This window comes from Propionispora hippei DSM 15287 (genome assembly GCF_900141835.1).
GTDB lineage: Bacteria > Bacillota > Negativicutes > Propionisporales > Propionisporaceae > Propionispora > Propionispora hippei.
The window spans coordinates 1-25494 of sequence record NZ_FQZD01000010.1; the positions used below are offsets into that span (position 1 = coordinate 1).

Here is a 25494-nt window from a genome sequence, read left to right on the forward strand (position 1 = left end):
TTCTTTTTCGAGCTGTCGCTCGGAACGGATGCCATAAAGATAGCCAATAAAGATCATTTTGAAAAGGACAATCGGATCTACGGGTGGTCGTCCATTATCTTGACAATAGTAGGGGGTGGTCTTCTCGTATATAAACGAAAAATCTATGTATTTATCTATCTTTCTAAGCAGGTGATCTTCAGGAACTAATTGATCAATACAAACTAATTCGAATTTCATCTGCTGAGGTGCTCGTTCTTTAAGCATACTCTACCTCCTAACAAAATTAGGTCCATGCAGAATTAATTCTACATGGACCCTCAAAAACCATTTTCATACTATATACTTTTTCAACAAGCTGAAGTAAAGAGACTGCCATATTAGGCAGTCTCTTTACTTTGGCCCGCAGTCTTTATGTGCTCTTCCAGGGCACTGACCAACTGATCGGCGCAGGATGTTGTTTTGTTGCCACAGCGGATGCCTCTCAGGCGGGTAATGACCTCCTCCAGTTCCATGCCTTCGACCAGTTTGGCTATGGCCTGGAGATTGCCGGGACAGCCGCGGGTGAAGGATACCTGACTGAGCCGGTTGTCCTTAATGTCGAAGGAAATGGCCGTGGAGCAAACGCCGGCGGTCTGATAAGTAAACATAATGAAAAATCCTTTCTATTGGAAAATGAAGTTTTCTGGCGCTTGCCGGCCGGACACAGTGATTCGTTTTCTGGCGGCACAGCAGGAGAAACATATAGGTTTATTCTAACCCTTCGCCGGTATTCCCGCAAGAGGGTCAAATAGCTGGTTAGTACATATGTTCCGTTACGGGCAGGATTTTTTCCAAGAACCTGCGAATAGTAGACCATAATGATTAACTGAGGTGTGTCTTCAAATTAACAGAATGGTTAATAACCGGTGATTTTGATTGTTTGAAGACATGCGTTAGATGCAATAGGAGTATGGGTGTGGAAAAACTCGAAGGTATCGTTGAAACCATAACATTTCAGAGCGAGGACGGCAGCTTTAGCGTACTGAAGCTTAAGCCGCTGGAGGGCCGTACGACCGTCGCCGTGGTGGGAGCTATTTCGTCGCCGTTGGTGGGTGAACAATTGGAGCTGAGCGGCGAGTGGGTAGAACACGCCCGGTTTGGCCGGCAGTTCAAGGTAGGTTCCTGCAAGCGAGTTGCGCCGACCGATGTTAAGGGACTGGAGCGTTTCCTGGCTTCCGGTGCCATCAAAGGGATTGGTCCGGCTATGGCGGCCCGGCTGGTCAAGAGTTTTGGCTTGAAGGTGCTGGAAGTCATTGAGTTTGCGCCGCACCGGCTGGTGGAAGTCGAGGGCATTGGCAGCAAGAAGGCCGAGATGATCCGTGCTTCGTTTGGCGAACAGTCCGAGATGCGGGAACTGATGCTGTTTCTGGAAAGCCATGGCGTCACCGGTGCTTATGCGGCAAAGATTTATGCCCAGTACGGTTCCTTCTCGGTGGAAGTGCTGCAGGACAATCCATACCGTTTGGCGGCCGAAGTGGACGGCATCGGCTTCCGCACCGCCGATCAGATCGCCCGGTCGCTGGGGGTGGAGAAAAATCACACCGACCGGTTGACGGCGGGAATTGATTTTGCCCTGCTGCAGACGGCCCAGGCCGGTCACTGCTGTGTACCTGAGGAACTGCTGGTGCAGGAAACGGCCAAGCTGCTGCTGGCGGACAGTGCCGAAATTGCCGTCCACCTGTCCTCGCTGATTAAAGGAGGCCGTCTGTGTACCGAGGATTTTCACGGCATGGTGCTCATCTATCCTCAGTATTTGTACTATGCTGAAAAGCGGGTTGCCGCGCGTTTGCTGGAACTAAAGGACAAGGCCAAACAGGCTCCTCACAGCGATTTCAGTCAAATTGTTACCGACTGGGAGGCGGCTGCCGCCATTCAACTGGCCCCTGCCCAGCGGCAGGCTATCGAGGCGGCGCTGGAGCACGGCGTGCTGACGCTGACCGGCGGTCCGGGGACGGGGAAAACCACGGTTGTCAAGGGGATTTTGGCTGTTTTGGAGCAGGCCGGGTTTAAAATCCTGCTGGGGGCGCCAACCGGCAGGGCGGCCAAGCGGCTGGCGGAAACGACCGGACGGGAGGCTTCCACCGTGCACCGATTGTTGGAGGCGACCGGCGGCGCCGAGGGAGCAGCGTTGTTTGCCCGCGATGAGGACAATCCTTTGGATGCCGATGTGGTCATTATTGACGAGGTATCAATGATGGACATTGCGCTGATGGGGTATTTCCTAAGAGCAGTGCCTGACGGCTGCCGGGTTATTCTGGTCGGTGATGTTGACCAACTGCCGGCGGTAGGCCCCGGCTCGGTGTTGAAAGATATTCTGCGTTCCGGCAGTGTGCCGGTGGTCCGGCTGACTGAAGTGTTCCGGCAGGCTGGCGAAAGCATGATTGTGTTAAACGCTCACCGGATTAATAAGGGACAGCCGCCGGATGTGACGAGCAGTCTGGAGTTTCAGTTTATTGAAATGGCATCAAGTGAGTTAACGGCGCAGAAAATAGTCGATCTGTGCTGCCGGCAACTGCCGGAAGAAGGCTACGATGCGCTGCAGGAGGTGCAGGTTCTGGCACCTATGCACCGCCTGGACTGCGGCGTGGAAAATTTAAACAAGCTGTTGCAGCAGGCCCTGAACCCCCGGCAGGAGGGAAAAGAAGAAATTAACGGCTTGCATCAATCCATCCGGGAAGGTGACAAGGTGATGCAAACCCGCAATAACTATATCAAGGGTGTGTTTAACGGCGATATCGGCTATGTGGCGGCAGTGGAGGAGGGCCGGGTACGGGTGCGCTACCCGGAGCATGAGGTGGTGTATGAGCACGGCGAGGTGGACGAGCTTAAGCTGTCCTATGCGATGAGTGTGCATAAAAGTCAGGGCAGTGAATATCCGGTAGTGGTAATGCCGTTGGTGCCGGGGCATCATATCATGCTGCAGCGCAACCTCTTGTATACGGCGGTGACCCGGGCCAAGGAGCGGGTGGTGCTGCTGGGGACCAAGGCGGCGCTTCATACCGCACTGGCCAATGACCGGACTAAGAAACGTTACTCGCTGCTGGCCGAGCGCCTGCGGGGTGAGACCTTGTGCTGAAAAAGCTGTGGCTTGCCTGGCTGGATCTTGTCTATCCGCCGAAGTGTCCGGCCTGTCGTAGCTCTGTAGCCGAACAGGGAGCCTGGTGTACCCGCTGTCTCCATGTCATCAGCCGGCCGCCGCTGGAGGCGGCCATGCAGGTACGGCGGCTGCGGGCGCTCGATGACTGTCTGATATTATACGAATATGCCTATGGCCTTAAGCGGCTGTTGCACGATATGAAATTCCGCCGGGACGAGCGACAGGTGGCGGCACTGGTCTGGCTGCTGGACAGGGCTTTGGCCGGAAAAACACTGCCGGCTTATGAATGGGTAATTCCGGTGCCGCTTGCCGCCGGCCGGCTTAAAGAACGGGGCTATAACCAGACGGAGCGGATTTTCGAACCCTGGTGCCGGGAGGCCTTTCCCGGAGTCTGGCAGCCTGATTTGCTGGTGCGGCGGCGCGATACACAGCCCCAGTGGGAGCTGAGTCTGGGGGAGCGGCGGCGCAATGTAAAAGGCGCGTTTTCCGTAACGCGCCCTCAGGAGGTCAAAGACCGGCATATTTTATTGGTCGACGATATTTTCACCAGCGGCGCTACGATGGACGCCTGCGCCCAAGCGTTAAAACAAGCCGGCGCAGTTCGGGTGAGCGGTCTGGCCTTGGCCGGTGGCTAGCCCAAGGCGTCGATAAAGGCTCTGACCACTTCCGGATCAAGGGCCATGCCGGACAGACTCAACAGTTCCCGGACAGCCTCTTCCTTGGTCTTAGCCCAATTTTGCGTACAGGGATTGATGAACCGGTCGTAATGGTCGGCTACGGCAATAATCCGGGCGCCCAGGGGAATGTTAACCCCTTTCAGCCGTTTAGGGTAGCCTTTGCCGTCCCAGCGCTCATGGTGATAACGGATATAGGGGATGAGCTCCTGGCAGCAGGCGATGTTTTCCAGCATGTTGCTGCCCGCGTTACAGTGGTTTTTGTAAACGCTCAGTTCCCGCGTCGAGAGATAGGGCATTTTAGCCAGAATGGCACTGGGCACAGTGATCTGTCCCAGGTCGTGCAGCATAGCCGCGCAACGGATCCGCTCAATTTCTTCCCGGGGCAGGCGCATTTTTGCGGCAACGCTTACCGCATAGTTGGCCACCTGGTGGCTATGCAAATATAAGTTGGTGCTTTTCAGTTCGATCAGATGCATGAGATTGGTCATCATGGCGCCCAAAGTCTCTGTATTCGCGTAGATTTCAGGAGGGTGCATTAAGGTAAGCATATACACGACAAACTGCCTTTCCTCATAAAGTCAAATATAATGTAATTTAGCCAAAAAGTGATATAATCCTGCTTGTTTGAAAAAAAAACTGACGAATTGTGCAGACACTGTCAAAACAGACTGGTACAAGCAGGGAAAAACCATTATAATAAGAATACAGATTAGAGCGTGTTTTCAAACTATCCGAAACGCTCCCTGACGGCGCTTTTTGGGTCATACTTCGTTAAATTTTTTGAAATAGGGACCACTATTCCTGTGGAAATTTAACTTGTCTGGTGCAAAATCACTCGACATGGATTATTCAATTAGTTTGAAAGCACACACTGGCGGTTGCCAGAACGGGGAAGGGGTCGGTATTATGGGCTTGAAAAATTGTCCGGAATGCGGAAAAATATTTGTGGATAGTCCTGCCGGAATGTGTCCGGCTTGTGTGGAGCAGGAAGAGCGGGACGAAATAAAGATTGTTGATTTTTTGCGGGAATCGGGCAATGCCGCCTCGATCGAAGAAATTCATGAGTCCACAGGCGTAAAGGAAAGAACTATCCTGCACATGATGCGTAAGGGCCGGTTTATGGGCGATTTTGAAATTAGCTATGCCTGTGAGTCTTGTGGTGCTCCGATTGTGGAAGGCCGGGTATGCGCGGCCTGTAGTAAAAATATCATCAACCAGATGAAGCAGTCAGCGGAAAAGGAAGCGCAGAAATCGCTGGAATTTAAAAAAGCCGGTCGGATGTACAGCAATCTTGATAAAAAATAAAAAGAAAACCGTAATTAGGCGATACATGGAGAAAATAAGATATAATCTTATAAAACCGATGAAAATGAGAGATAAACGATTTTGGGCAGGGATTAATATCCTTGCTTTTTTTTTCGATACTTATATAGAGGAAAATCTGGTGCCTTGTGTTAGTCAAAGTAGTTTAAATGATCAAGGCATTGGAAAGTGCGAGGTGCGTTAGCGTGATTATTTCAGGAAAACAAGTACAAAGTATCGTAAAAGTTTACGGAGAACAAAACAAGCTGAATAAGGGAGTTAAGCAGGAAAAACCGGAGGCGGCCAAATCACAGGATGAAGTTATCCTTTCCGCTAATGCCCAGGAGTTTGGTCAGTATCTGTCAAGCCTGCAAAGCATGTCCGGCGTAAGGCAGGATAAGGTGAATGATCTGTCCGAACGGGTTCAATCCGGCACCTATAAAATGGATGCCCGGGCGGTTGCCGAAAAGATGCTGGGCTTTTAGCCAATAAATATTGTTAGGGAGAGAATAACGGTGGAAGAGTTATGCAATAAATTAACGGTGCTTCTGACCGATATGCTGCAAGTGTATACCAACATTCTGGCACTGGGCAAACGGAAAAAGGATGCCTTGGTAGCCGGTAAGGTTAATGAACTGGAGACAATCACCAAGGAAGAGGAGCAGCTCATTCTGCAGGCAGGCAAGCTGGAAAAGACGAGAACGGGCATTACCCAGGATATTCTTGCTAAAAGCGGACTGCAGACGGATAAGCTGACGCTAACCGAAATCAAGGATTTAGCCGGTAGCGATATAGCGGAACAGTTATCCCGCCTGGGCGATGAGCTGGGTGCCGCGCTGCAGGAAATTAAAGCAACGAATGAGCTCAATACCAAGCTGATTCAGCGGGCTATGGCCTATGTGGATTATAACATAAATATTTTGACACAACACAGCACCGGTCCCGTCTATGCGGCGCAGGGCCAGGCCGGGAAAAGCGTGCAATCCCGGATGCTGGTTGATCAGAAGGCATAGAGGTGGTTATTTCATGAATTCTACTTTTGGCGGCTTGAATACAGTTATACGCGGTCTGGCGGCTCAGCAGGCCGGCTTGGATACGGTAGGTCACAACGTTTCCAATGCCAATACAACCGGCTATTCACGGCAGACGGTGAATCTGGTCACGACAACTCCGGATACCCTTTATTCCAATAACGGCACCATGCAAAAGGGCAGCGGGGTTAATGTGCAATCCATTACCCGGATCCGTGATTTTTTAATTGACAAGCAAATGTGGGAAGGCATTTCCACCCTGAATGCCGGCAAGTCGAAACAGGACTCGTTAAGCAAAGTGGAAACCATTCTGAACGATACATCAGACACCGGCGTACAGTCGGTAATGAATGATTTCTGGGATTCCTGGCAGACGCTGGCGACCAGCGCTTCCGACGATGGAACGCGGATGGCCGTGCGGGAACAGGGCGTGACTTTGGCTAATACCATTCAAACGGCAGCCAGCCAGTTGACTGATATGGTAAGCGATATTAACGATACAATTACGACAAAAGTAAAGAGCATCAATCAACTGACGTCGGAAATCAGCAGTCTTAACAAGCAGATTTTTGCCGTCGAGGCGGGAGGCACCGATAATGCCAACGATTTGCGTGACCGCCGGGACGCTTTGGTAGACGACCTGTCGGGGATGGTGGATGTCCGGGTCACTGAGGACAGTTCGGGCCGGTATATTATCCAGAGTGCCAGTACGACCCTGGTTAGCGCTACCGACTACACTGCATTGAAGACGGTATCCTCAAAGGATGCTGATTATGGTTATAGCCTTGTGAATGTTGCCGATGCGCAAACCGGACAGGTGCTTAACTTTACCAATGGCGAATTGAGCAGCATGATTGATATGCGGGATAATGCTTCGACCGGTATAAAAAGCTATCTTAACAATCTAAGCACCATGAGCCAGTTTTTGCTAACTGATTTTAATGCCGTGCATAAGACTGGCTATGGTACGAATAACAGTACCGGGAATAATTTCTTTGGCGATGCGTCAGCTGATTATAGTGACGCAACAGCTACGGCGTCTTATACTAAAGCCGACTGGATTGACAAACTGGCGGTGAATCAAGCTTTGTTTACGACAGACGGTTTGGCAAAGATTGCTGCCAAAACCTCGGCCAACGCAATTGCGGTGACGCAAAGCAATACCGGCGGCGGGGCAGCGAGTATTGCTTCAGCAACCGGTAACTATACAAATGGCGACACGGCTACGTCGGTAAAGGTAAATCTTACCGTTGCTGCCGGAGTTGTGACGAAAGTTTCCTATTCTACTTCGACCGATGGCGGAAAAACCTGGGGTACGTCGACCGATATAGCGGGCGCCGGTCCTTATACCATGACGATTAATGGTATTACCGTGAATTTGAACGTGGCGGCATCGGCTTCCAACCAAACCGGCGACCAGTACAATTTTACGTTGTCAAAGGGTAATGTGGCCAGCGGTGATAATGCGGTGAATTTAAGTAAACGGTTAAAAAACGACACCAGTGCGCTGTTGGGAAATAAAACGCTGGATGGTTACTATTCCACAGTGGTTACCTCACTGGGAGTTCAAAGTCAAAACGCAAAGCGGCTGACCACCAATCAGCAGACACTGGTGAACCAGACGACTAATTGGCGGGCTTCGGTTTCGGGAGTAAGTACCGATGAGGAACTGACGAATATGATCCGGTTCCAAAAAGGCTACAGTTCGGCGGCTAGGGTACTGACCGCGATGGACGAAATGCTTGATAAATTAATCAATGGTACCGGCACAGTCGGCAGATAAGGAGTGTGAAGTACTTTGCGGATAGCTACCAATATGATGAGTTATAATTTCCTGAACAGCCTTAATACATCTCTGGAGCAGCAAAATAAGCTACAGGAGCAATTGACCGACGGCAGAGCTATTCACCGTCCGTCCGATGATCCGGTAAAAGCTTCACGGGATCTTCGGTATCAGACTAATTTGGGTATTAACACACAATATACGCAAAATCTCCAGGATGCCCAATCCTGGATGAATACAACGGACGGCGCTATGACTGACTTGAGTTCGGTGATGATTAAACTCAAAGAATTGGTAGTCAGCGCCGATGATACCAAGCCGCAGGATGCGCTAAATACCATTGGTCATCAGGTTGACGAACTGATCAACCAGGTGGTGCAGCTAGGCAATACGCAACTGGGCGACCGCTATGTTTTTGGCGGAGAAAACGACACGACGCAACCCTTTGTGCGGACCACTATCCAAGATCCCCAGTCAGGATTAAGTAAAGAAGTGGTTGTTTACAACGGAGATGATACCAAATTATCCATGCCGATTAAGAATGGTGCAGCCGATCCTACTCAAGACAGTGTAAATCTGACGGGAGTAGATGTTTTCGGCCCGGCGGAAAATACTTTTGGCCGATCCACGTTATCCGTATTGAATCATTTGCTTGATATCAAAAATGAACTTACTAAAACCTCTACCATAAGCCAGACTAATTCAAACGGTGGGATTGGGACAGTTGGCGGTACCTATACAGGGGTCGGATACCAAAGTTATAATGTTCGTATTGACAGTGCGCCAGGTGGAGTAGTAGATGGAGCTTCTGTTTCGATGGATGGCGGCAATACCTGGACAAGTGTGCCGGCGGCTAACCTTACTGTCGGCAGTGCCACGGGTCCGACGGTTATTGATCTGGGACAGGGGGTTACCTTTAGTATTGCTGCCGGCAGCGGTAATACGGCTCATACTGTGGGCAGCACCGGCGATGTATATTCTTTCCGGGTGCCCCAGGCAGCACCTACGGTGAAGCAGAGCAATAGCGCCGGCGGAACCGCTACGGTAACGGGTACATATACCAAGACAGAAGCGACAAATTATAGTATCCGTGTCACAGGGGTAGACACCACCGGTCAGGTTACGGGTGCCGAGTTTACGACAGATCAGGGAACAACCTGGACGGCTGTGCCATCGCTGACGGCAGGAAATCCGGCGGTCGTTGGATTAACGAACGGAATTCAACTGAATATTGCTGCCGATGCGGATAACGCTGTTGGGAATACCTACTCCTTCCAGGTGCCGCAGGATACCAAGTCGGATGTGAAATGGCTATCCGGCGTGGCGACAAACTACGTGCTGGACGACCACAACATGCAGCTTAAGGCGCAGACCCAGCTAGGCACCCGGATGTCGATGTATGAAATGGCTGCCAGTATGATGGCAAATCAAAGTTCGGTTATTCAGACAGATATTGCCAGTAACGGTAGTATTGATATAGCCAAAGCCATTACCGATTTTAATACCAGCCAAACCTTGTATCGAGCCGCCTTGGCGGTAGGCGGGCGGATCATGCCGCCGTCGCTGGTGGATTTTCTAAGATAGCCGGCACAATGAGCAGGGAGTTGATTATAGATGCTTCAACTCAGGATTTCCCAACAGAATGTTAAAGCCCGGCTGGATATTCAAGACCCTTTTTTGCGGCTGAAAACTACCGAAGTGAAGGTTCAGATTTCTTCTGAACCGGTTAAATTGGAACTTAGCCAGCCTGCGGGAGACTTGTCAATTGACCAATATCCCAGCAACTATTCCCGGGGCAACAGGAACTTTATGGACTTTGACCGGGAAAATGCCAGAAAAGGTATGCAAGCGCTGCAGGATTTTATCGGCAAAATTGCCCGGGAAGGAGTTATGTTGTCGGAAATTGAACATAAGGGTAACCCCTTAGCGCAATTAGCCAAGGCTGCTCTTCCTTCTAAAATGTCCGATCTTACACTGGCACCGGTGGCCTCTCCAAACATTCACTATACGCCGCACGAGGCACAGGTCAAAGTGGAACCAGGGCAGCTTTCCATCCAGTTCGTTAACGGCATCGCTGACAGTGAGCTGGAACGGGGCAGTGTAAATTTGACGATGCTGCAATATCCACAGGTACGTATACAGGTCAGCGATAGCAGCATTAACATGGAAATATAACAGAATTTTACGCGAGGTGTAATCATATGCTGGTTCGTTCTACCCGGTTAGGTGATATGGAAATCTCCGAGGAACAAGTTCTTCACTTCCCTTATGGTTTGCCTGGCTTTCTGGAAGAAAGGGAGTTTGCTTATCTTCCTCATCAAGAAAACAATCCTTTTACATTTTTGCAGTCGATGGCAGAACCCAATTTAACTTTTATTATTGTAGAGCCCTTTCCTTTTTTTCAGGATTATGAGTTTGAGCTGCCCGATGAACTGGTTCAGGAGCTGGGCTTTAGCGAAAAAAATCCGCCGCAAATCATGAATATTGTCAGCGTTCCCGACAATCCGGAAGAAATGACGGCCAATCTATTGGCACCGGTAGTGATCAACTGTCAGACCAGGACGGCTATCCAGGTGGTATTGGAAAAGACGAAGTATACCACCCGGCACCGGCTCTTTCCGGACGGGTTTGCCAAGCAACCCGGCAAGGAGCGTGAATAAACATGTTGGCGCTTACACGCAAAGCGGGGGAACGGATTGTCATCGGTGATAGCATTGTGATTACCATTGTGGACATCAAGGGAGATAATATCCGGATTGGCATCGATGCTCCCAGGGATGTGAAAATATACCGGGGTGAAATCTATGATTCCATCGTTATGGAAAATCAGCAGGCGGCCGCACCGGCCAAGGCTGAAATCATAGATGTGTTAAAGGAGCTGAAGGTAAAGGGCTAGCTCTTGCGCAGAGAGTAAGGCTTAAACGGGGGGAGAGGTCGATTGTGGATATTAAAGGATATTCATCAGCGGCAGCTGTTGCAACGGCTATGTGGCCTGCGGTGAATGCGCAGCCGTTGCAACAGGATGTAACGGCTGTGGTAAAGACTCCGGATGTGGTAGTTACTGCTGTAAATGGTTCTGAGACGACAAGTAACGATCAGGCAACAAATAAGGATGAGAATAAGGATCAGCTAAGTAAAAAGAATGTGGAAGAAATCACGGACGGACTTAATGATTTTATGCAGTCCATCAATACGGATTTGCGTTTTGTGTTGCATCGAAAAACCGATCAGTTAATGGTGCAGGTGGTGGACACCAAAACGAACAAAGTCCTGAGAGAAGCGCCGCCCAAAGAACTATTGGATACTTTGGCGAAGATTCGTGATTTGGTGGGGGCTTTACTGGATAAGAAGGCCTAATGCAGTTTTTTTACACGAGGAGGTGTAAGTTATGTCAAGCGGTGTAAGTGGAACGAGCAGCAACGTAATGCGTACCTACGGTCTTAGCGGTTCAGGCATTGATGTTGACTCTATGGTGCAAAAGCTGATGACTGCTGCCCGGCAGCCCTATACAAAACTGGAACAGCAGCAGACGATTCTGGGGTGGAAAAAGGAAGCTTATAATACGCTGGCGACCAGCGTTGATACCTTCCGGAATCAGAAGGTATTCAATTTTCAGATGAAAAGCACTTTGGCGCCCAAAACGGTTGCTGCCAGCAATAGTTCGGTAGTGTCGGTTACGGCTACCGGGGATGCTGCCAATGTAAACCACAGTATTAAAGTTACACAACTGGCCAGCGGTGTAACCCAGAGCAGTACGGCTAAAATCACTACGGGAAATAGCAAAAGCACGTTGGCTTCGCAATTTGGTGTTAGCGGAACCTTTGCCGTTAACATTAATGGTAAGTCAATTACGGTCAATTCTTCGCAAAGCATTAATGATCTGGTTAGCTCCATTAATAAGGCCGGCGCGGGAGTTACGGCCACGTATGATGCTACCCAGGACCGGTTTTTCCTATATACCAATACTACGGGCTCCAGTGCAGCCATTGACTTTAGTGGCAGCAGTCAACAGGGATTGAACTTTATTACCAATAATCTGAAACTGAGCGCAGTCTCCAATGTTACCAATGCCGGAATCGGCAGCGCCGGAACGGTGGGATTTTCCGATACAGCGGCGTTAGCCGGGCAGTTTAACGGACTGGCAGGCAGCTTTACCTTAAAGGTGGGAGTGGGAACCGCACAGGCCAGTATCCTGGTAGATACCGCTAAGACATCACTGAATGATATTGTGACGCAGATCAACAATATCAAGGATAGTAATGGCAATCAAGCGGTAAGCGCCGGCATGGATGCGAACGGGATTTTTTCGATAAAAGCCTTGACTACGGAACCGGTTAGTTTGGCTGGCAGTGATACTGCCGCAATTAATTTTTTGAAAAACCAGTTAAAGCTGGGCAGTATTGCAGATGATTCAACGCCAATCACAGAAACTGGTGTTAATAGTAGTGATACGGTGGGCTTTAATCAAAATGCCAGTTTGAGCAGTACCTTAGGATGGCCGAGTACGTTTACATTGAATTTGTCTGACGGTACCACAACAAAATCATTGACGATTGATGCGACAACAACGTCCATGTCTAGCTTTCTTAGTCAAATCAACTCACTCACCGGTGCTGACGGGAAACAGCTGGCTATTGCCAGCTTTGAGCATGGCAAGTTTACTCTTAAATCATACAGCGGGGATAAGCAACTGGATTTATCCGGCAGTGATTCGGGTGCTCTTAGCTTTATGACCAATGCATTGAAACTGGTCAATCAAAACGGACAGGATGCTCAGGCTGTTCTCGATGGTGTAGCTATAACTCAGTCCACTAATAAATTTACAGTCGCTAATGTCACTTACAATTTATTGGGAACCGGTACTTCTACGGTCAATATTGCTAATGATATTGATAAGATTATCAGCAGTGTAAAGACCTTCATTGATGATTACAATACCTTGCTAAGTGCAGTTAATACCAAAGTCAGTGAAACCTACGATTCGGACTATCAACCGTTAAGTGATGATCAGAAAAAAGCTATGAGTGATGATGATATTTCGGCCTGGACGACAAAAGCTAAGACAGGTCTGCTGCATAATGATTCCATTTTAAAGCCTATGGCGGAAGCTATGCGAAGTGCATTTTCATCTTCCGTTTCCGGCTTAACCGGCCAATACAAAAGTGCCGCCAGTATTGGCATTGCCACAGGCGTGGACTGGACGGAAAAAGGGAAACTATATGTGGCTGAGGATACGTTACGCTCCGCTTTGGAAAAAGACCCTGATGTGGTCTATAAAATTTTTGGCACCACTGGCTCAAACACCAATGAGAATGGGATAGCTGTCCGACTGAGCAGTATTTTAAAAGATGCCAGCTCAGAAATTGTTAAGCAGGCGGGAGCTAGTACATCAACCTCCTTAACGAATGATATCACCAGTGTCTTGGGGAAACAAAATAAAGAATTAACTACGAATATGACAGCGCTGAATAAAAAACTGGTTGCTCAGGAAAATCAGTATTATTCTCAGTTTAACGCGATGGAACAAGCGCTGAGTAAATTGAGCCAGCAGACTAGTTATCTATCATCTCTGTTAGGCAACAGCTAAACAGATTTTTGAGGAATAGAAGTAAGGGGGATTTAGCATGAATGCAGCCAATATGGCTAATGTGTACAAGCAGCAGCAAATTATGACGGCATCGCCGGAAGAACTGACCTTAATGCTATATAACGGCGCCATCCGGTTTGTTACTGAGAGCATTCAGGCGATTGGGCAAAAGGATATAGAAAAGGCGCATAGGAAGAATATGCGGGCTCAGGATATTGTGCGGGAATTGATGACATCCACCGATACGCAGTATGAAATTTCCCATGACTGGCTACGGCTGGAAGAGTATATCCTGTATCGGTTGGTTCAAGGAAATATCCAGAAAGATGTTGAACAGTTGGAAGAGGCTAAAAAGCTGTTGACTGAATTTCGCGATACCTGGGTGGAGGTCATCAAACAAGTGCGTCAGGCGAAAGCAGTAGGCAAGTGAAATGAACGACGAAGAATTGCAGGCCAAGTGGCAGGATTACCTGTTCTTGACCGAAGAAATGAAGAAGTTTCTGCAAAAAAATGACCTGGATATGTTTTTATCCCTGCTGGATCAGCGTGAAATGTTACAAATTGAGCTGCAAAAGGTACAAGAGAATCATCCCTTTTATGCTTCTTCTGAAGGAAAAAGTTTGTTGCAGAAAATACAACAAGCCAACCAAGCTATGATGATGGCCTTTCAGATGGTTTTTAACGGCTTGCGCAACAGGGAAAACATTTCTCAGGCCTATGAAGGGGTGTCAAGCTTTACCGGTACGTTTCTGAATCGAAATACATAGTACCTTGCATCGCGCAACACTATCCGTCAGATTTTTCAAAGAAACTACAAGTTTTTTCATTTTGTCTATTAATATACTGGACAAGTATTACGATAACTATAGTAGGGTTACCAATGCAGCTTTTAACACAACCGGCCGGGGTGGCTAAAAGCTGCTTAAGTAAAATTTTGGGCATGGATGCCCAAAGTATAAAAAATCAGGGAGGAATATCAACATGATTATCAATCACAATCTTTCAGCTATCAATACGTTGAATGCATTGGGCAAGAATACCCAGGCAACCAGCAAATCCTTGCAGAAACTGTCCACCGGTTACCGCATTAACGGCGCTTCCGATGACGCTGCAGGTCTTGCTATCTCAGAAAAAATGAGAGGCCAGATCAGCGGCTTGAAACAGGCTTCTTCCAATGCGCAGGACGGCATTTCCTTACTGCAAACGGCAGAAGGCGGCTTGGACCAAACTCATAGCATTCTGCAAAGAATGAGAGAATTGGCAGTACAATCGTCTTCCGATACTAATACTGCCGATGACCGTCAAAAGATCCAAGGCGAAGTGGACCAGTTGGCTAAAGAAATCAGCCGTATTTCCAATACGACTGAGTTCAATACCCAGAACCTGTTGGCCGGTGGCTTAAGCGATACGTTCCATATCGGTGCTAATGCCAATCAGAACATAGCAGTTTCGGTCAGCGCTATGGATGCTCAAACTTTAGGTGTTGCAGGCAATGTTGTTACGGCAGCTTCGGTTAAGAATAATTCCGGCGCCACTGCTACTGTTAACATTTCCAATGTATCTAGGAGTTTGGATGACAAGAAAAAATATGATGTTAAATTAATCAGTAACACAGCAGCTACTATTAGCATTGGTAAAACACAAACTTATAAGAATGCAGGGTCGGCAGCAAGTATAACCCTTGTAGGTGTTGACGGATACACCGGTACAACGGATGCGAACTACTTGGTCAAAGTTGCCAGTGTTAGTACAACAGCCACTGCAGTTAACAGTATTTCTTACTCTACCGATAATGGTGTTAGCTGGACAACAGTAAACGGAACCTTCACGGCTACCAGTGGTGTGTCTGTTAACGGTATCGGTATTAAGTTTGGCGCGGCTACTGTTGCGGCTGGTGATACATTTGCTTTCAGCGTGAAAGCTGCCCAGACAACCTTCCAACTTCAACAGGGTGGTGCGAATATCGGTTCTAACGTTACCGTACACAAGGGCGATACCAGCGTGGTGATTGGTGATACCAATTTGGATAAGACTGTGACTCTGGCTTTTGACAGCAAACTGGTAGGCAGCAGAAGTTCAGCTGCTACGGCTAGCTTTGTTGCTAAATCGACGGTTTCAACAGCTGCTGTTCTTAACAACAAGGATGTAGCAGTCAATGCTCAGGTACAGGCCGGTATCAATGTCAGCACCCAGGCCAATGCCAATAAGGCGATTACTGCCATTGACAAGGCAATCAACTCTGTATCGGCTCAGCGTTCGCAGCTTGGCGCTTATCAAAACCGCTTGACCAATACGATTGACAACCTGAATACTTCGAACGAAAACATTACTGCATCGGAAGCTCGCATCCGCGATGTAGATATGTCTTCCGAAATGATGACTTACCAGAAGAACAACATTCTGCAACAAGCTGCTACGGCGATGCTTGCCAAAGCAAACCAACAGCCGCAATCGGTTCTTCAATTGCTGCAAGGCTAAGATGGTACAACTTAAGAGAGACTCTGGAATTTTCCAGAGTCTCTTTTTTAAATCTAGAACTAAAGGGATTGCAGGTTATATAGAGAATTATAAAGTAGTTTTGTATATAGTTTGTAAATAATCAATACATGTCTCGGGAGGCTTTTTTATGAAACCTAGGCTTAGTATCTGTATGATGGTAAAAAATGAAGAAAAGTATCTGGAACGCTGCTTGGCAAGCCTCCAATCGATGCGTGATGCTTTCCCGTCGGAACTTATTATTGTCGATACTGGTTCGGAAGATGCTACAGTGGAAATTGCTAAACGTTTCACTGATAAGGTATATTTTCATTCTTGGCAGAATAACTTTTCCGATATGCGCAATGTAACGATCGACTATGCGCGAGGCGAATGGATATTGATCATCGATGGCGATGAGGTGCTCTGCAACCCCCAGCCGCTCATTGGTTTCTTACAGTCGCCGCAACGAAAGCAATATGGCACGGTGGCTTTCACGACGAAGAATATTACTGATTTGGATGATCCACGGGCCTATACCTCCCTGGTTGGCTTTAGGCTGTTTAAACATGACGGTTATTTTCACTATGAAGGTTCGGTCCATAATCAGCCTATATTTAAAGGCGGGGCTCTGGCCATGCCGGAGGTGTATTTGCTGCATTATGGGTATCTATCGACAGATACGGAATTAATGGAACGGAAGTTCCAGCGAACCGGAGCTATCTTAAAACAGGAACTGGAAAAAGACCCTGATAATATTTATTATTGGAACCAGCTATCGGTCACGTATGCGATGCATAATGATTATAAAGAAGCCGTTGAGTGTGTGGAGAAAGCCTATTCCCTGCTGCCCGAGAAGCGGACACCCAATTATATGTTTGTCTTGCTACAGCTTATGCTGGTCTATCAGCACGAAGGACAGTATGAGAAAGTAGCAGACATTTGCCGGGAAGCCTTGGCAATTAAGGACGGGTATTTGGATGTGTATTACTATTATGCCGAGGCGCAGGCTTTATTAAAAAATTATAGCGATGCGGTTATTTATTATGAGAAATATCTAGCTTTATTAGCACAGCGGGAAGTGCAAGACGAGAAGGATGTTTCGATTATCGAGTATACTCTGGGCTATGAGCAGATTGCCTACAGCAATTTACTGCGGCTGCACAAAGAGCAAAAAGAGTATCAGAAGGCTATGGCTTGTGTAGACAAGCTGACTTATAAGGAATATGTGATAAATAATCTGCCCAATATTATTTACCTGCACCTAGTGCTGCGCCAGTATGGAGCGCTCCGTGCTTGGTATGACCGCTGGGTAGGGGAAAAGGCGCAGAGTGAAGGTGACTTCTTGTTCCAAATGATGCAGCAACTACGGGAAATCGGCGATGAACAAGTCAAGCTAGGTGTCGCGCAGGCGTTTAGAAGCATTGACCGGGAATATGGTCTATTGTGTGATTTGATCATCGAAGACAATGAAGGTTATATCAGCGAACGGACGCAGCAGGCGGTCGCAGCGGTCAAACTGGATAGCCTGCCGGTCTATTGCAGCGGGGTTTTGTATTATCTCCTGAAATGGCATCATCCATTGGAAACCATTATCAGGGATTATAAGGAGGAATGGCTCACTTGCGTCCTGGAATATGTGAATAAGCATTACACCGGACTAGCGAAAGTGCTCTACCTTTATTTAGCGAAGTACGAAAGTGCTTCGTCCATTCGGGAATATAAACTAGGCAAATCTTTAGCCCGTTGTGCCTTACTCTTAGGCGGGCTGGATGACGACGCTTACCGCCAAACCTTTGACCGGTATGTCCGGGATGGTATCGGATATTTGAATCTCGTCTATCAGCCTGCTGTATTGGCGGAGATTATGACGTTTGAAGTAAAAAATGACGAAGAAATATTTTTATTATATATGTGTAGCGCCCAGCGTTATTCGAAGCAGCAAAAAGAATATGTAAGATTCTTACGATTGGCTTTGCAGGCTTTCCCTGGAATGAAACGTGGTGTTGAATTGCTGGCCAAAGAAGTAAAAAGTGAGTCCAGTGAAAAACAACAGGAGTTTGAAGGATACAAAAAGCAAGTAAAGGCCACTATAAGCCAACTTATTGAATCCGGTAAAATGAGTGAGGCTAAAGATATCTTGGATCAATATAAAACGTTAGTATCCAATGACTTGGAAGCGGTTTTGTTAGAGTCAAGGATTTTGCTGAATTAATTCCTCTCCAGAGAGAGTGTGGTTCTTCAATATATTAGAAACGAGATGTAATACGGTGCAAAATGAAGTGAGCAAAACATATTGCGAGCGTGATGATAATGATAGATGAAATGCAAGAATTGAGAAGAGAAACAAAAAAAAATATTGGAACTTTGCTGAATAACCAGGAATATGCCAAGGCAGAACAACTCTTGAGTCAATATCTGACCATAGCATCAGATGATCCGGAAGCTTTTTCGATGCAGGCTGTGCTATTTATCTGGCAAGGTATGCCGGATAAAGCTATGCAAGCTGTTGCGGCTGGTTTGGCGATTGACCAAGCGAACTTTGATTTGCTGTATAATCAGGCGTATCTATATGAGCAGAAAAAAGAGTACAGCCAAGCCGGAGCGATCTATCAGCGGCTGGCTGGTTCGTTGTATAGCCAGGAGCAGCGTGAGAGAGCAGAGCAGAGTCTGGGGAAATTGGCAGAACAGGGTTTTATTAATACGGTAACGAAGAAAACCGCTAAATATAAAATAGCGGTTATATGTATTAAAGGATTAGACAGTTTTATTCATGACATATGCCGAGAACTATCCAAGATACACATGGTAAAAAAGGTAATTGTATCCAATCAACGAGAGATATATGAGGCCATAGACTGGGCCGATATAGTGTGGCTGGAGTGGGCTAATGACTCCACTATTGCGGCCACTGAATACCGGGGGATTACTCATAAAAAAGTACTCGTCCGGCTTCACGGTTATGAAGTTTTTACTGATATGCCGGCTAATATCAAGTGGAATGTGGTGGATAAGCTGATATTTGTCGCAGAACATAAACGTGACTTATTTTTCAGTCAATTTGGTGAAATTATTGCTAGAGATAAAACTTGCATTCTTAGAAATGGTGTAGATAGTAACAATTTTAGCATCGCGGCAAACAAAACGAAAAATAAAAATATCGCCTGTATTGGTAATATCAACTATCGAAAAGGGATAGACTTGTTATTGCAATTTTTCTATGATTTGCTACAAGTAGATCCTGGTTATACATTATATATTCGAGGTACTCATCAGGATTTACGTTATCAAATAGCTATAGAACATATGATTCAGGAATTGAAGCTGCAGAATAAAGTGGTTTTCGTGGGAAGAATTCCAGACATCAATGACTGGTTAAAGGATATGAGCTTTATTGTATCTTCTTCCCTGGAAGAATCTTTTCACTATTCTGTTGGTGAAGGAATGTTGGCCGGATTGAAGCCGGTTGTTCATGCATGGAAAGAAAGCCGTGGTATTTGGCCGGAAGAGTATATTTTTAGAAATAGTGCAGAATTCAGGGATATCATTTTAGACAATCGTTATGAACCGGAGAAATATAGAAAATTCGTTTTGGAGCGGTATTCGTTGCCGAAGCAGATGGAGCAAATCTATAAATTACTGAAGCCGTTCCCGGGCATAAGCCGAGCTGATAGGGATCCAATGGTGACAATAGGTATTACTAACTTTAATGCAATAAAATATCTGGATGAATGCATGCAGTCCATGTTGAGCCAAACCTATAAAAATCTAGAAATTATTATTGTCGATGATCAGTCAACCGATAGCTCTTTTAAGAAACTAATGAAATATGCTAAGAAGTATAAACAAATTAGAGTCTTACAGCATTCTGAAAACAGTGGCAGCCCGGACTTAGGGAGACGGGAAATCATTGCACAAGCCCAGGGGAAATACTTTATGTTGTTCGATTCAGATGATTTTTTTGCCGATAAAGAAGCAGTGACAAAGCTGGTTCGAGTGGTTGAGGAGAATGAGCTTCTGGATTATGCTTATTGTGATTTGCAGATTGTGGATGAGAAAAGTACCCAAATTAATTGTTGGCATTTTGCCCAATATGATGCGGAGCAAGTGGTACGGGAAACGTTCCAACGCGGTGGTTCGGGCATTCTTACAATGAAGGGGTTATTTAAAACAGATTTTTTCAAGAGAAATAATATCTCTTATTTAAGTAATGGTACAGCAGGAGACACGTTAACCTCTCTGTTATGTATGCAAAAAGGAATGCAGATCAAGTATCTTGGTGAACCACTGATTGCTTATCGCCAGCACCAAAATAACTTTACCTTTAATTTAAAGAAAAGAATTGACTCCATTCTTACTGTTTTGGAATATATAGTGAAAAACTTTAGTGAGACAGTTTATTTTTCAGAGTATAATTGGAATATAAGTAAAGAAAATCGTCAAGCTAATAAGTTCTATTTAATAGCTGGTTTGTATTATAAAGTGTTTAGACAATTCTATGAGGATAATTGGAAACCATGGAATAATAAAGATGATGAAAAAGAAAATGGAGAAGAAATAAAACAATATCTAATTGAATTGAAGAATTTACTTTTTGAATATAGTCAGATCGTTCTTGATGCTACAGATTGTTATGATAATGATATAAATTTAATGCGAGAAAAGCTAAAAAGTATTTACGAATTAGCTGGTGATAATTTAATCTCGAATGTTAGGTTGCCAAACGAGTTTACAGTATCCAATAAATTTTTGCTTCGTAGAATTGATAATGAAATAAAAATGCGAGAAGCTCTTGGGGGAATTTTTGAACGTTTAAGAAACGGGATACTAGCGATTTCAGAACTTATAGAACTGGCTAATCAATATATAATATATCCTGACCAAGTTTTAAATAATATAGGGGCATTTCTATTTAAACAGAATTATATCGAAGATGCCGTAACCCTATTTACTGAGGCATATAAAATAAATTCAATGAATCAGGATGTTTTATTGAATTTAGGGATTATTTCTTATAAATTAGGTGATAAGCAAACGGCGAAAAAATATTTTACCGAAGTTCAAAATAAACCGGAAAATTTGTATGCAGTTTTCCAAGAATGTGAAGTGTGAGGTTAATAATGGACGAAAATAAAATTTGTTTTATCTGGAATGTCCATAACGAAAACTATTATCAGGAAAGTGCAATGTATGTAGATAATCTTGTTGTTCCGGATGGAATAACCATTGAAAAAGTTATTGTGTCAGACAAAAATTTTGCTAAAGCTTATAATATAGCTATGAAACAAAGCAATGCAAAATATAAAGTGTATTTGTATGATAGTCTATTTTTACTTAATAAAAATTTTATTGTTGATATACTTAATATTTTTGAGAATTCAGAAGTAGCTATTTTAGGTGTGTTGGGATCAAAGGTTATACCAACCAGCGGAGTGTGGCAGGATTCAAGGAATAAAGTAGGAAAACAATATTTAGATAATGGACAGAAGGTTTCATTGGTTTCTTTTGGCAATATAGAAGAAGAAAAATATATTGAAGTTAAAGTGTTAGATGGTTCCATTCTTGTCACTCAGCAAGACATTCAATGGCGTGAAGATCTTTTTATAGATAAATATTTTTTTGATTCGGCACAGTGTATAGAATTTGTTAAAAAAGGCTATAAAGTTGCTGTAGTGAATCAAAAGGAACCATGGAGTTTATTTGAGTTAACGGAAAATGAAAACAAAGTAGAATTTGATATTGCAACAAATATTTTTCTTGTGCATTATTCAAAAGATATTTTTCCTTTGGTGAGTATTTTGATTCCTACTTATAATAGGCCAGAGTATTTTAAGATTGCACTAGAAAGTGCGATTAATCAAACATATAGGAATATTGAAATTGTCATAGCTGATAATAGTACTAATGAAGAAACAAAAAAAGTTATTAGTTCTTACTTGGAGAAGTATGATAACATTAGGTATTTTAATAACGGTGGTAATATTGGAATCCAAAGTGTACTTAATTTAGTAACTAAAAGCTCTGGAGAATATATTAATTATCTTATGGATGATGATGTATTTCATTTGGAGAAAATCAGGGTGATGATGAATTTTTTTATAGAATATGATAATATCGCATTAGTTACATCGTATAGACAACTTATTGATGAAAAAGGTAATTTTTTGCCAGATAGAGCTGCAACGCAAAAAATAGTAGATAATGATAGTATAATTGATGGAAAAGAGCTAGGAAGATTTATATTATTTAGTACATTAAATGTAATTGGAGAACCCACCACAGTACTAATGAAAAAGGAAACTATAAAGGGAAGTTTTGGAATTTATTTAGGAAGGCAATACAGAGCGTTGGTTGATATAGCTCAATGGTTAGAGGCAATGATAGAGGGAAACGTTGTTTATTTGACTACCGCTTTAAGTTTTTTTAGACAACACCAATCTCAAGAACAAAAAAGATCATATGTTCGTCTTTTGTCTGCAAATGATAGTTTCGAATATTTAAGTGATTCGTACAAAAGTAACATATTTATAGATACTAGAGAAGAATATTTAAAACTAATTAATGATTGGTATAAAGGAAATGTAAATTTATTAAAAGAGATAGAAAACCTGAAAAAAGATAAAGAATTTGAAGAACTGGAATTTGAAAAGTATCTTGAATATATAGAAATGGCAGAACAAATTATAAGCTGAAAGGAGGAGAGCGATGAAAGTCGTGATATTAGCAGGAGGCTTTGGGACCCGGATCAGTGAAGAATCACACTTAAAACCTAAGCCTATGATAGAGATAGGCGGCAGACCAATTCTCTGGCATATCATGAAAACATACTCTCATTATGGATATCATGATTTTATCATTTGTTTAGGATATAAAGGATATTGCATTAAAGAATATTTTGCACATTACTTTTTGCATGAAGCAGATATAACGTTTGACTTTAGGACATTAAATCAACAAGTAATACACAACCACCATGCTGAACCGTGGAAAGTGACATTGGTCGATACAGGGATGCATACGATGACCGGTGGACGGGTAAAACGGATACAGGAATATATAGGAAAAGAAACCTTTATGCTTACCTATGGTGATGGAGTAAGTGATGTTGATATTAACTGTTTAATTGACTATCATAAATCACATGGCAAACAAGCGACGGTCACTTCTGTCCAGCCGGCCGGACGTTTTGGATTACTAGATTTAGACGAAAACAATGAAGTACGGGGTTTTCAAGAAAAGCCACAAGGCGATGGCGGCTGGATAAATGGCGGTTTTTTTGTGCTGCAACCATCGGTGTTCGACTATCTTGAAGGAGATGAAACCATTTTTGAGCGGGAGCCCTTAGAAAGATTAGCGAAGGAAAATCAACTCATGGCTTACAAACACCATGGTTTTTGGCAGCCAATGGACACCATTCGGGATAAGGAAAACCTGGAAAGTTTGTGGCAAAGTAATAAGGCTCCATGGAAAATATGGGAATAAGGTGTTAGCATGAGTGCTGTAAATAAATCATTTTGGCAAGAAAAAAGAGTATTCATTACAGGACATACGGGGTTTAAAGGAGCATGGCTGTGCCTTTGGTTGCATTCATTAGGAGCAAAGGTTACGGGCTATGCTTTACAGCCTCCTACTTCACCAAATTTATTTGATATTTGCCGACTAGATAAACTGATCGAATCGATTCAAGGCGATGTTCGAAATGAGGCAGATTTGCAACATGCCTTGCACAAAACCAAACCGGACCTTGTCATTCATATGGCAGCTCAACCGCTGGTTCGTGAATCCTATGCAAATCCTTCCGTTACATACGCTACTAATGTGATGGGAACTGTCAATCTGTTGGAAGCTGTCCGGTCGTGCTCTAGCGTCCGGGCTGTGGTAAATGTAACAACTGATAAATGCTATGAAAATAGGGAATGGGTCTGGGGCTATCGGGAAAATGAACCTCTGGGAGGATACGATCCTTACTCAAGTAGCAAAGCCTGTTCGGAGTTGGTTACTGCCTCTTATCGAAGTTCCTTCTTTTCTCCGAAGGACTATGAAAAACATGGTGTTGCGATTGCTACTGCCAGAGCCGGGAATGTTATCGGTGGAGGCGACTGGGCCAAAGATAGACTGATACCGGATTGCATAAACTCGTTATTAAAAAACCAAACAATCGTAATCCGCAATCCGCAGGCGATTCGACCTTGGCAGCATGTTTTGGAACCACTAAGTGGATATTTACTATTGGCGCAAAAGCTCTATCAAGAGGGAACTTCTTTTGGCGAAAGTTGGAACTTTGGTCCCCGCGACAGTGACGCCAAATCAGTAGAATGGATGGTAAAAACACTTTGTGAACAATGGGGCAGCCATGCTTTTCATGAGATCAATACCTGTCAGCAATTGCATGAAGCTAACTATTTGAAGCTAGACTGTTCCAAGGCCAATATAAAGTTGGGATGGTTACCGAAATGGGATGCAAAAACCGCACTGAGTAAAGTCGTGGAATGGTACAAGCTATATCAACAAGAACAGGATATGAGAAATCTTTGCTTGCATCAAATTCAAAGCTATGATAACAGGGAGGATTTTTCTTGAAAAAGTCCATGGCCGTAGTCACGGGAGCTACGGGATTTATCGGATCATATGTAGCTAAAAAGCTCATTGACCATGGGTGGCGGGTTGTTGCTATCGTCAGGGAGGAGTCGGTAAATTCAAAACGCCTGCCTCGACATAAGAATATGGAAGTCATTACAGGAGACCTTAATGCTCCAATGGCTTGGACTAATCAATTACAAAAATTTCAGCCGAAAGTATTTTACCATCTTGCCTGGACTGGGGTAGGGAATACAGACAGAAATTCTTATGAGCAGATAAAAAATATCTCTTCGTCCTTAGCCACTTTAAAAATTGCAAAAGAAATAGGGTGTACCCGTTGGGTTAGCACAGGATCTCAAGCGGAATATGGTCCGGTGGCTAATATCATTTCAGAGACGACAATGACGCAGCCAACAACTGCTTATGGACATAGTAAACTAGCGGTACATTCGTTGTCTAAGCTATTCGGTGAACAACTGGGTATAGAAGTAACATGGCTTCGGATATTTAGTACTTATGGCCCGGGGGATAACTCTGGATGGATGTTAACAGATTTAATCCGCTCCCTATTAAAAGGAGAAAGTCCTGTGATGACGGCGGGAAAACAACTATGGGATTATCTGTATGTAGAAGATGCAGCAGAAGCGATCGTTCTAAGTGGTGAACACGATAAAGCGGTTGGTACGTTTAACCTAGGATCCGGTCGAGTCAAAACGATACGAGAGTATGCTGAGATTGTGAAAAATATAATAGATCCTCACTTAAAAATACAATTTGGAGCATTGCCGTACCGCCAAGATCAGGTGATGCATTTACAGGCAAATATCGATAAATTGACCCAACAAATTGGCTGGAGTCCTAGAACTGATTTTGAAGTGGGTATACAAAAAACAATTAATTGGATACGCAATAACTCTTAGCAGCTAGAAATGGAGAAGGGA

Annotated in this window: 23 protein-coding genes and 1 pseudogene; 21 read left to right on the plus strand and 3 right to left on the minus strand. The window is 44.8% G+C overall.

Going from position 1 to position 25494, the window contains the following annotated elements:
- On the minus strand, window positions 1-246 hold a 246-nt coding region (locus F3H20_RS06975; RefSeq protein WP_149734230.1), incomplete at its 3' end, for a transposase.
- A 113-nt stretch (window positions 247-359) separates the two neighbouring features.
- Window positions 360-629 carry a TIGR03905 family TSCPD domain-containing protein gene (locus tag F3H20_RS06980; RefSeq protein ID WP_149734231.1) on the minus strand — a complete coding sequence of 90 codons (270 nt, stop codon included), beginning with the start codon at window positions 627-629 and terminating at the stop codon, window positions 360-362.
- A 308-nt stretch (window positions 630-937) separates the two neighbouring features.
- On the opposite strand from F3H20_RS06980, the gene recD2 reads away from it, so the two are divergent.
- Window positions 938-3097 carry an SF1B family DNA helicase RecD2 gene (recD2, locus tag F3H20_RS06985; RefSeq protein ID WP_149734232.1) on the plus strand — a complete coding sequence of 720 codons (2160 nt, stop codon included), beginning with the start codon at window positions 938-940 and terminating at the stop codon, window positions 3095-3097.
- A complete protein-coding gene (locus F3H20_RS06990; protein WP_149734233.1) occupies window positions 3091-3753 on the plus strand; it encodes a ComF family protein in 663 nt (220 codons plus the stop codon). The genes recD2 and F3H20_RS06990 overlap by 7 nt, the downstream gene beginning before the upstream one ends.
- Here the strand turns inward: F3H20_RS06990 and F3H20_RS06995 are convergent.
- The gene (locus F3H20_RS06995) at window positions 3750-4343 is read right to left on the minus strand and encodes an HD-GYP domain-containing protein (RefSeq protein WP_223191664.1); all 594 of its coding nucleotides are present in this window, start codon (window positions 4341-4343) and stop codon (window positions 3750-3752) included. The two genes, F3H20_RS06990 and F3H20_RS06995, sit on opposite strands and share 4 nt — an antisense overlap.
- Window positions 4344-4635: 292 nt before the next feature.
- On the opposite strand from F3H20_RS06995, the gene F3H20_RS07000 reads away from it, so the two are divergent.
- The 19 genes and pseudogenes from F3H20_RS07000 (at window position 4636) to F3H20_RS07090 (ending at window position 25473) form a co-directional block, all read left to right on the plus strand.
- Window positions 4636-5100 (plus strand): flagellar protein, encoded by a 465-nt coding sequence (locus tag F3H20_RS07000; protein WP_223191665.1) that lies wholly within the window; start codon window positions 4636-4638, stop codon window positions 5098-5100.
- Window positions 5101-5303: 203 nt separating this feature from the next.
- Complete coding sequence (gene flgM / locus F3H20_RS07005; protein ID WP_149734235.1) at window positions 5304-5582, plus strand: flagellar biosynthesis anti-sigma factor FlgM; 279 nt, start codon at window positions 5304-5306, stop codon at window positions 5580-5582.
- A 30-nt stretch (window positions 5583-5612) separates the two neighbouring features.
- Complete coding sequence (locus F3H20_RS07010) at window positions 5613-6110, plus strand: flagellar protein FlgN (RefSeq protein ID WP_149734236.1); 498 nt, start codon at window positions 5613-5615, stop codon at window positions 6108-6110.
- A 13-nt stretch (window positions 6111-6123) separates the two neighbouring features.
- Complete coding sequence (gene flgK / locus F3H20_RS07015; protein ID WP_149734237.1) at window positions 6124-7911, plus strand: flagellar hook-associated protein FlgK; 1788 nt, start codon at window positions 6124-6126, stop codon at window positions 7909-7911.
- Window positions 7912-7926: 15 nt separating this feature from the next.
- Window positions 7927-9495, plus strand: a complete 1569-nt coding sequence (gene flgL / locus F3H20_RS07020; RefSeq protein ID WP_149734238.1) for a flagellar hook-associated protein FlgL — start codon at window positions 7927-7929, stop codon at window positions 9493-9495.
- 30 nt (window positions 9496-9525) lie between these two features.
- A complete protein-coding gene (locus F3H20_RS07025) occupies window positions 9526-10086 on the plus strand; it encodes a DUF6470 family protein (protein ID WP_149734239.1) in 561 nt (186 codons plus the stop codon).
- A 26-nt stretch (window positions 10087-10112) separates the two neighbouring features.
- Complete coding sequence (gene fliW / locus F3H20_RS07030; protein WP_149734240.1) at window positions 10113-10571, plus strand: flagellar assembly protein FliW; 459 nt, start codon at window positions 10113-10115, stop codon at window positions 10569-10571.
- A gap of 2 nt (window positions 10572-10573) precedes the next feature.
- Window positions 10574-10807, plus strand: a complete 234-nt coding sequence (gene csrA / locus F3H20_RS07035) for a carbon storage regulator CsrA (RefSeq protein ID WP_149734241.1) — start codon at window positions 10574-10576, stop codon at window positions 10805-10807.
- Between the two features lie 44 nt (window positions 10808-10851).
- Window positions 10852-11268, plus strand: coding sequence for a flagellar protein FlaG (locus F3H20_RS07040; protein WP_149734242.1), 417 nt, complete (start codon window positions 10852-10854; stop codon window positions 11266-11268).
- Window positions 11269-11299: 31 nt separating this feature from the next.
- Window positions 11300-13498 (plus strand): flagellar filament capping protein FliD, encoded by a 2199-nt coding sequence (fliD, locus tag F3H20_RS07045; protein WP_149734243.1) that lies wholly within the window; start codon window positions 11300-11302, stop codon window positions 13496-13498.
- 37 nt (window positions 13499-13535) lie between these two features.
- Window positions 13536-13928 carry a flagellar export chaperone FliS gene (fliS, locus tag F3H20_RS07050; protein WP_149734244.1) on the plus strand — a complete coding sequence of 131 codons (393 nt, stop codon included), beginning with the start codon at window positions 13536-13538 and terminating at the stop codon, window positions 13926-13928.
- Window position 13929: 1 nt separating this feature from the next.
- A complete protein-coding gene (locus F3H20_RS07055; protein WP_149734245.1) occupies window positions 13930-14265 on the plus strand; it encodes a hypothetical protein in 336 nt (111 codons plus the stop codon).
- Window positions 14266-14479: 214 nt separating this feature from the next.
- Complete coding sequence (locus tag F3H20_RS07060) at window positions 14480-15976, plus strand: flagellin N-terminal helical domain-containing protein (protein WP_149734246.1); 1497 nt, start codon at window positions 14480-14482, stop codon at window positions 15974-15976.
- A gap of 148 nt (window positions 15977-16124) precedes the next feature.
- Window positions 16125-18188, plus strand: coding sequence for a glycosyltransferase (locus F3H20_RS07065; protein ID WP_149734247.1), 2064 nt, complete (start codon window positions 16125-16127; stop codon window positions 18186-18188).
- A gap of 98 nt (window positions 18189-18286) precedes the next feature.
- The gene (locus F3H20_RS07070; RefSeq protein WP_188128227.1) at window positions 18287-21085 is read left to right on the plus strand and encodes a glycosyltransferase; all 2799 of its coding nucleotides are present in this window, start codon (window positions 18287-18289) and stop codon (window positions 21083-21085) included.
- Between the two features lie 8 nt (window positions 21086-21093).
- A pseudogene (locus F3H20_RS07075) lies at window positions 21094-22140 on the plus strand (glycosyltransferase); the annotation flags it as partial.
- A gap of 538 nt (window positions 22141-22678) precedes the next feature.
- On the plus strand, window positions 22679-23455 hold the full coding sequence (gene rfbF, locus F3H20_RS07080; protein ID WP_149734250.1) for a glucose-1-phosphate cytidylyltransferase: 777 nt from the start codon (window positions 22679-22681) through the stop codon (window positions 23453-23455).
- 9 nt (window positions 23456-23464) lie between these two features.
- On the plus strand, window positions 23465-24553 hold the full coding sequence (gene rfbG, locus F3H20_RS07085; RefSeq protein WP_149734251.1) for a CDP-glucose 4,6-dehydratase: 1089 nt from the start codon (window positions 23465-23467) through the stop codon (window positions 24551-24553).
- Complete coding sequence (locus tag F3H20_RS07090; protein ID WP_149734252.1) at window positions 24550-25473, plus strand: NAD-dependent epimerase/dehydratase family protein; 924 nt, start codon at window positions 24550-24552, stop codon at window positions 25471-25473. The genes rfbG and F3H20_RS07090 overlap by 4 nt, the downstream gene beginning before the upstream one ends.
- Window positions 25474-25494 lie beyond the last annotated feature (21 nt).

Bases quoted from the DNA above. Each gene is read 5' to 3' on its own strand.
- F3H20_RS07065 (WP_149734247.1), top strand. From the start codon at position 16,125: ATGAAACCTAGGCTTAGTATCTGTATGATGGTAAAAAATGAAGAAAAG.
- rfbF (WP_149734250.1), top strand. From the start codon at position 22,679: ATGAAAGTCGTGATATTAGCAGGAGGCTTTGGGACCCGGATCAGTGAA.
- F3H20_RS07000 (WP_223191665.1), top strand. From the start codon at position 4,636: ATGGATTATTCAATTAGTTTGAAAGCACACACTGGCGGTTGCCAGAAC.
- rfbG (WP_149734251.1), top strand. From the start codon at position 23,465: ATGAGTGCTGTAAATAAATCATTTTGGCAAGAAAAAAGAGTATTCATT.
- F3H20_RS06995 (WP_223191664.1), bottom strand. From the start codon at position 4,343: ATGCTTACCTTAATGCACCCTCCTGAAATCTACGCGAATACAGAGACT.
- csrA (WP_149734241.1), top strand. From the start codon at position 10,574: ATGTTGGCGCTTACACGCAAAGCGGGGGAACGGATTGTCATCGGTGAT.
- fliS (WP_149734244.1), top strand. From the start codon at position 13,536: ATGAATGCAGCCAATATGGCTAATGTGTACAAGCAGCAGCAAATTATG.
- F3H20_RS07060 (WP_149734246.1), top strand. From the start codon at position 14,480: ATGATTATCAATCACAATCTTTCAGCTATCAATACGTTGAATGCATTG.
- flgK (WP_149734237.1), top strand. From the start codon at position 6,124: ATGAATTCTACTTTTGGCGGCTTGAATACAGTTATACGCGGTCTGGCG.
- F3H20_RS07070 (WP_188128227.1), top strand. From the start codon at position 18,287: ATGATAGATGAAATGCAAGAATTGAGAAGAGAAACAAAAAAAAATATT.
- fliW (WP_149734240.1), top strand. From the start codon at position 10,113: ATGCTGGTTCGTTCTACCCGGTTAGGTGATATGGAAATCTCCGAGGAA.
- F3H20_RS07025 (WP_149734239.1), top strand. From the start codon at position 9,526: ATGCTTCAACTCAGGATTTCCCAACAGAATGTTAAAGCCCGGCTGGAT.
- fliD (WP_149734243.1), top strand. From the start codon at position 11,300: ATGTCAAGCGGTGTAAGTGGAACGAGCAGCAACGTAATGCGTACCTAC.
- F3H20_RS06980 (WP_149734231.1), bottom strand. From the start codon at position 629: ATGTTTACTTATCAGACCGCCGGCGTTTGCTCCACGGCCATTTCCTTC.
- F3H20_RS07055 (WP_149734245.1), top strand. From the start codon at position 13,930: ATGAACGACGAAGAATTGCAGGCCAAGTGGCAGGATTACCTGTTCTTG.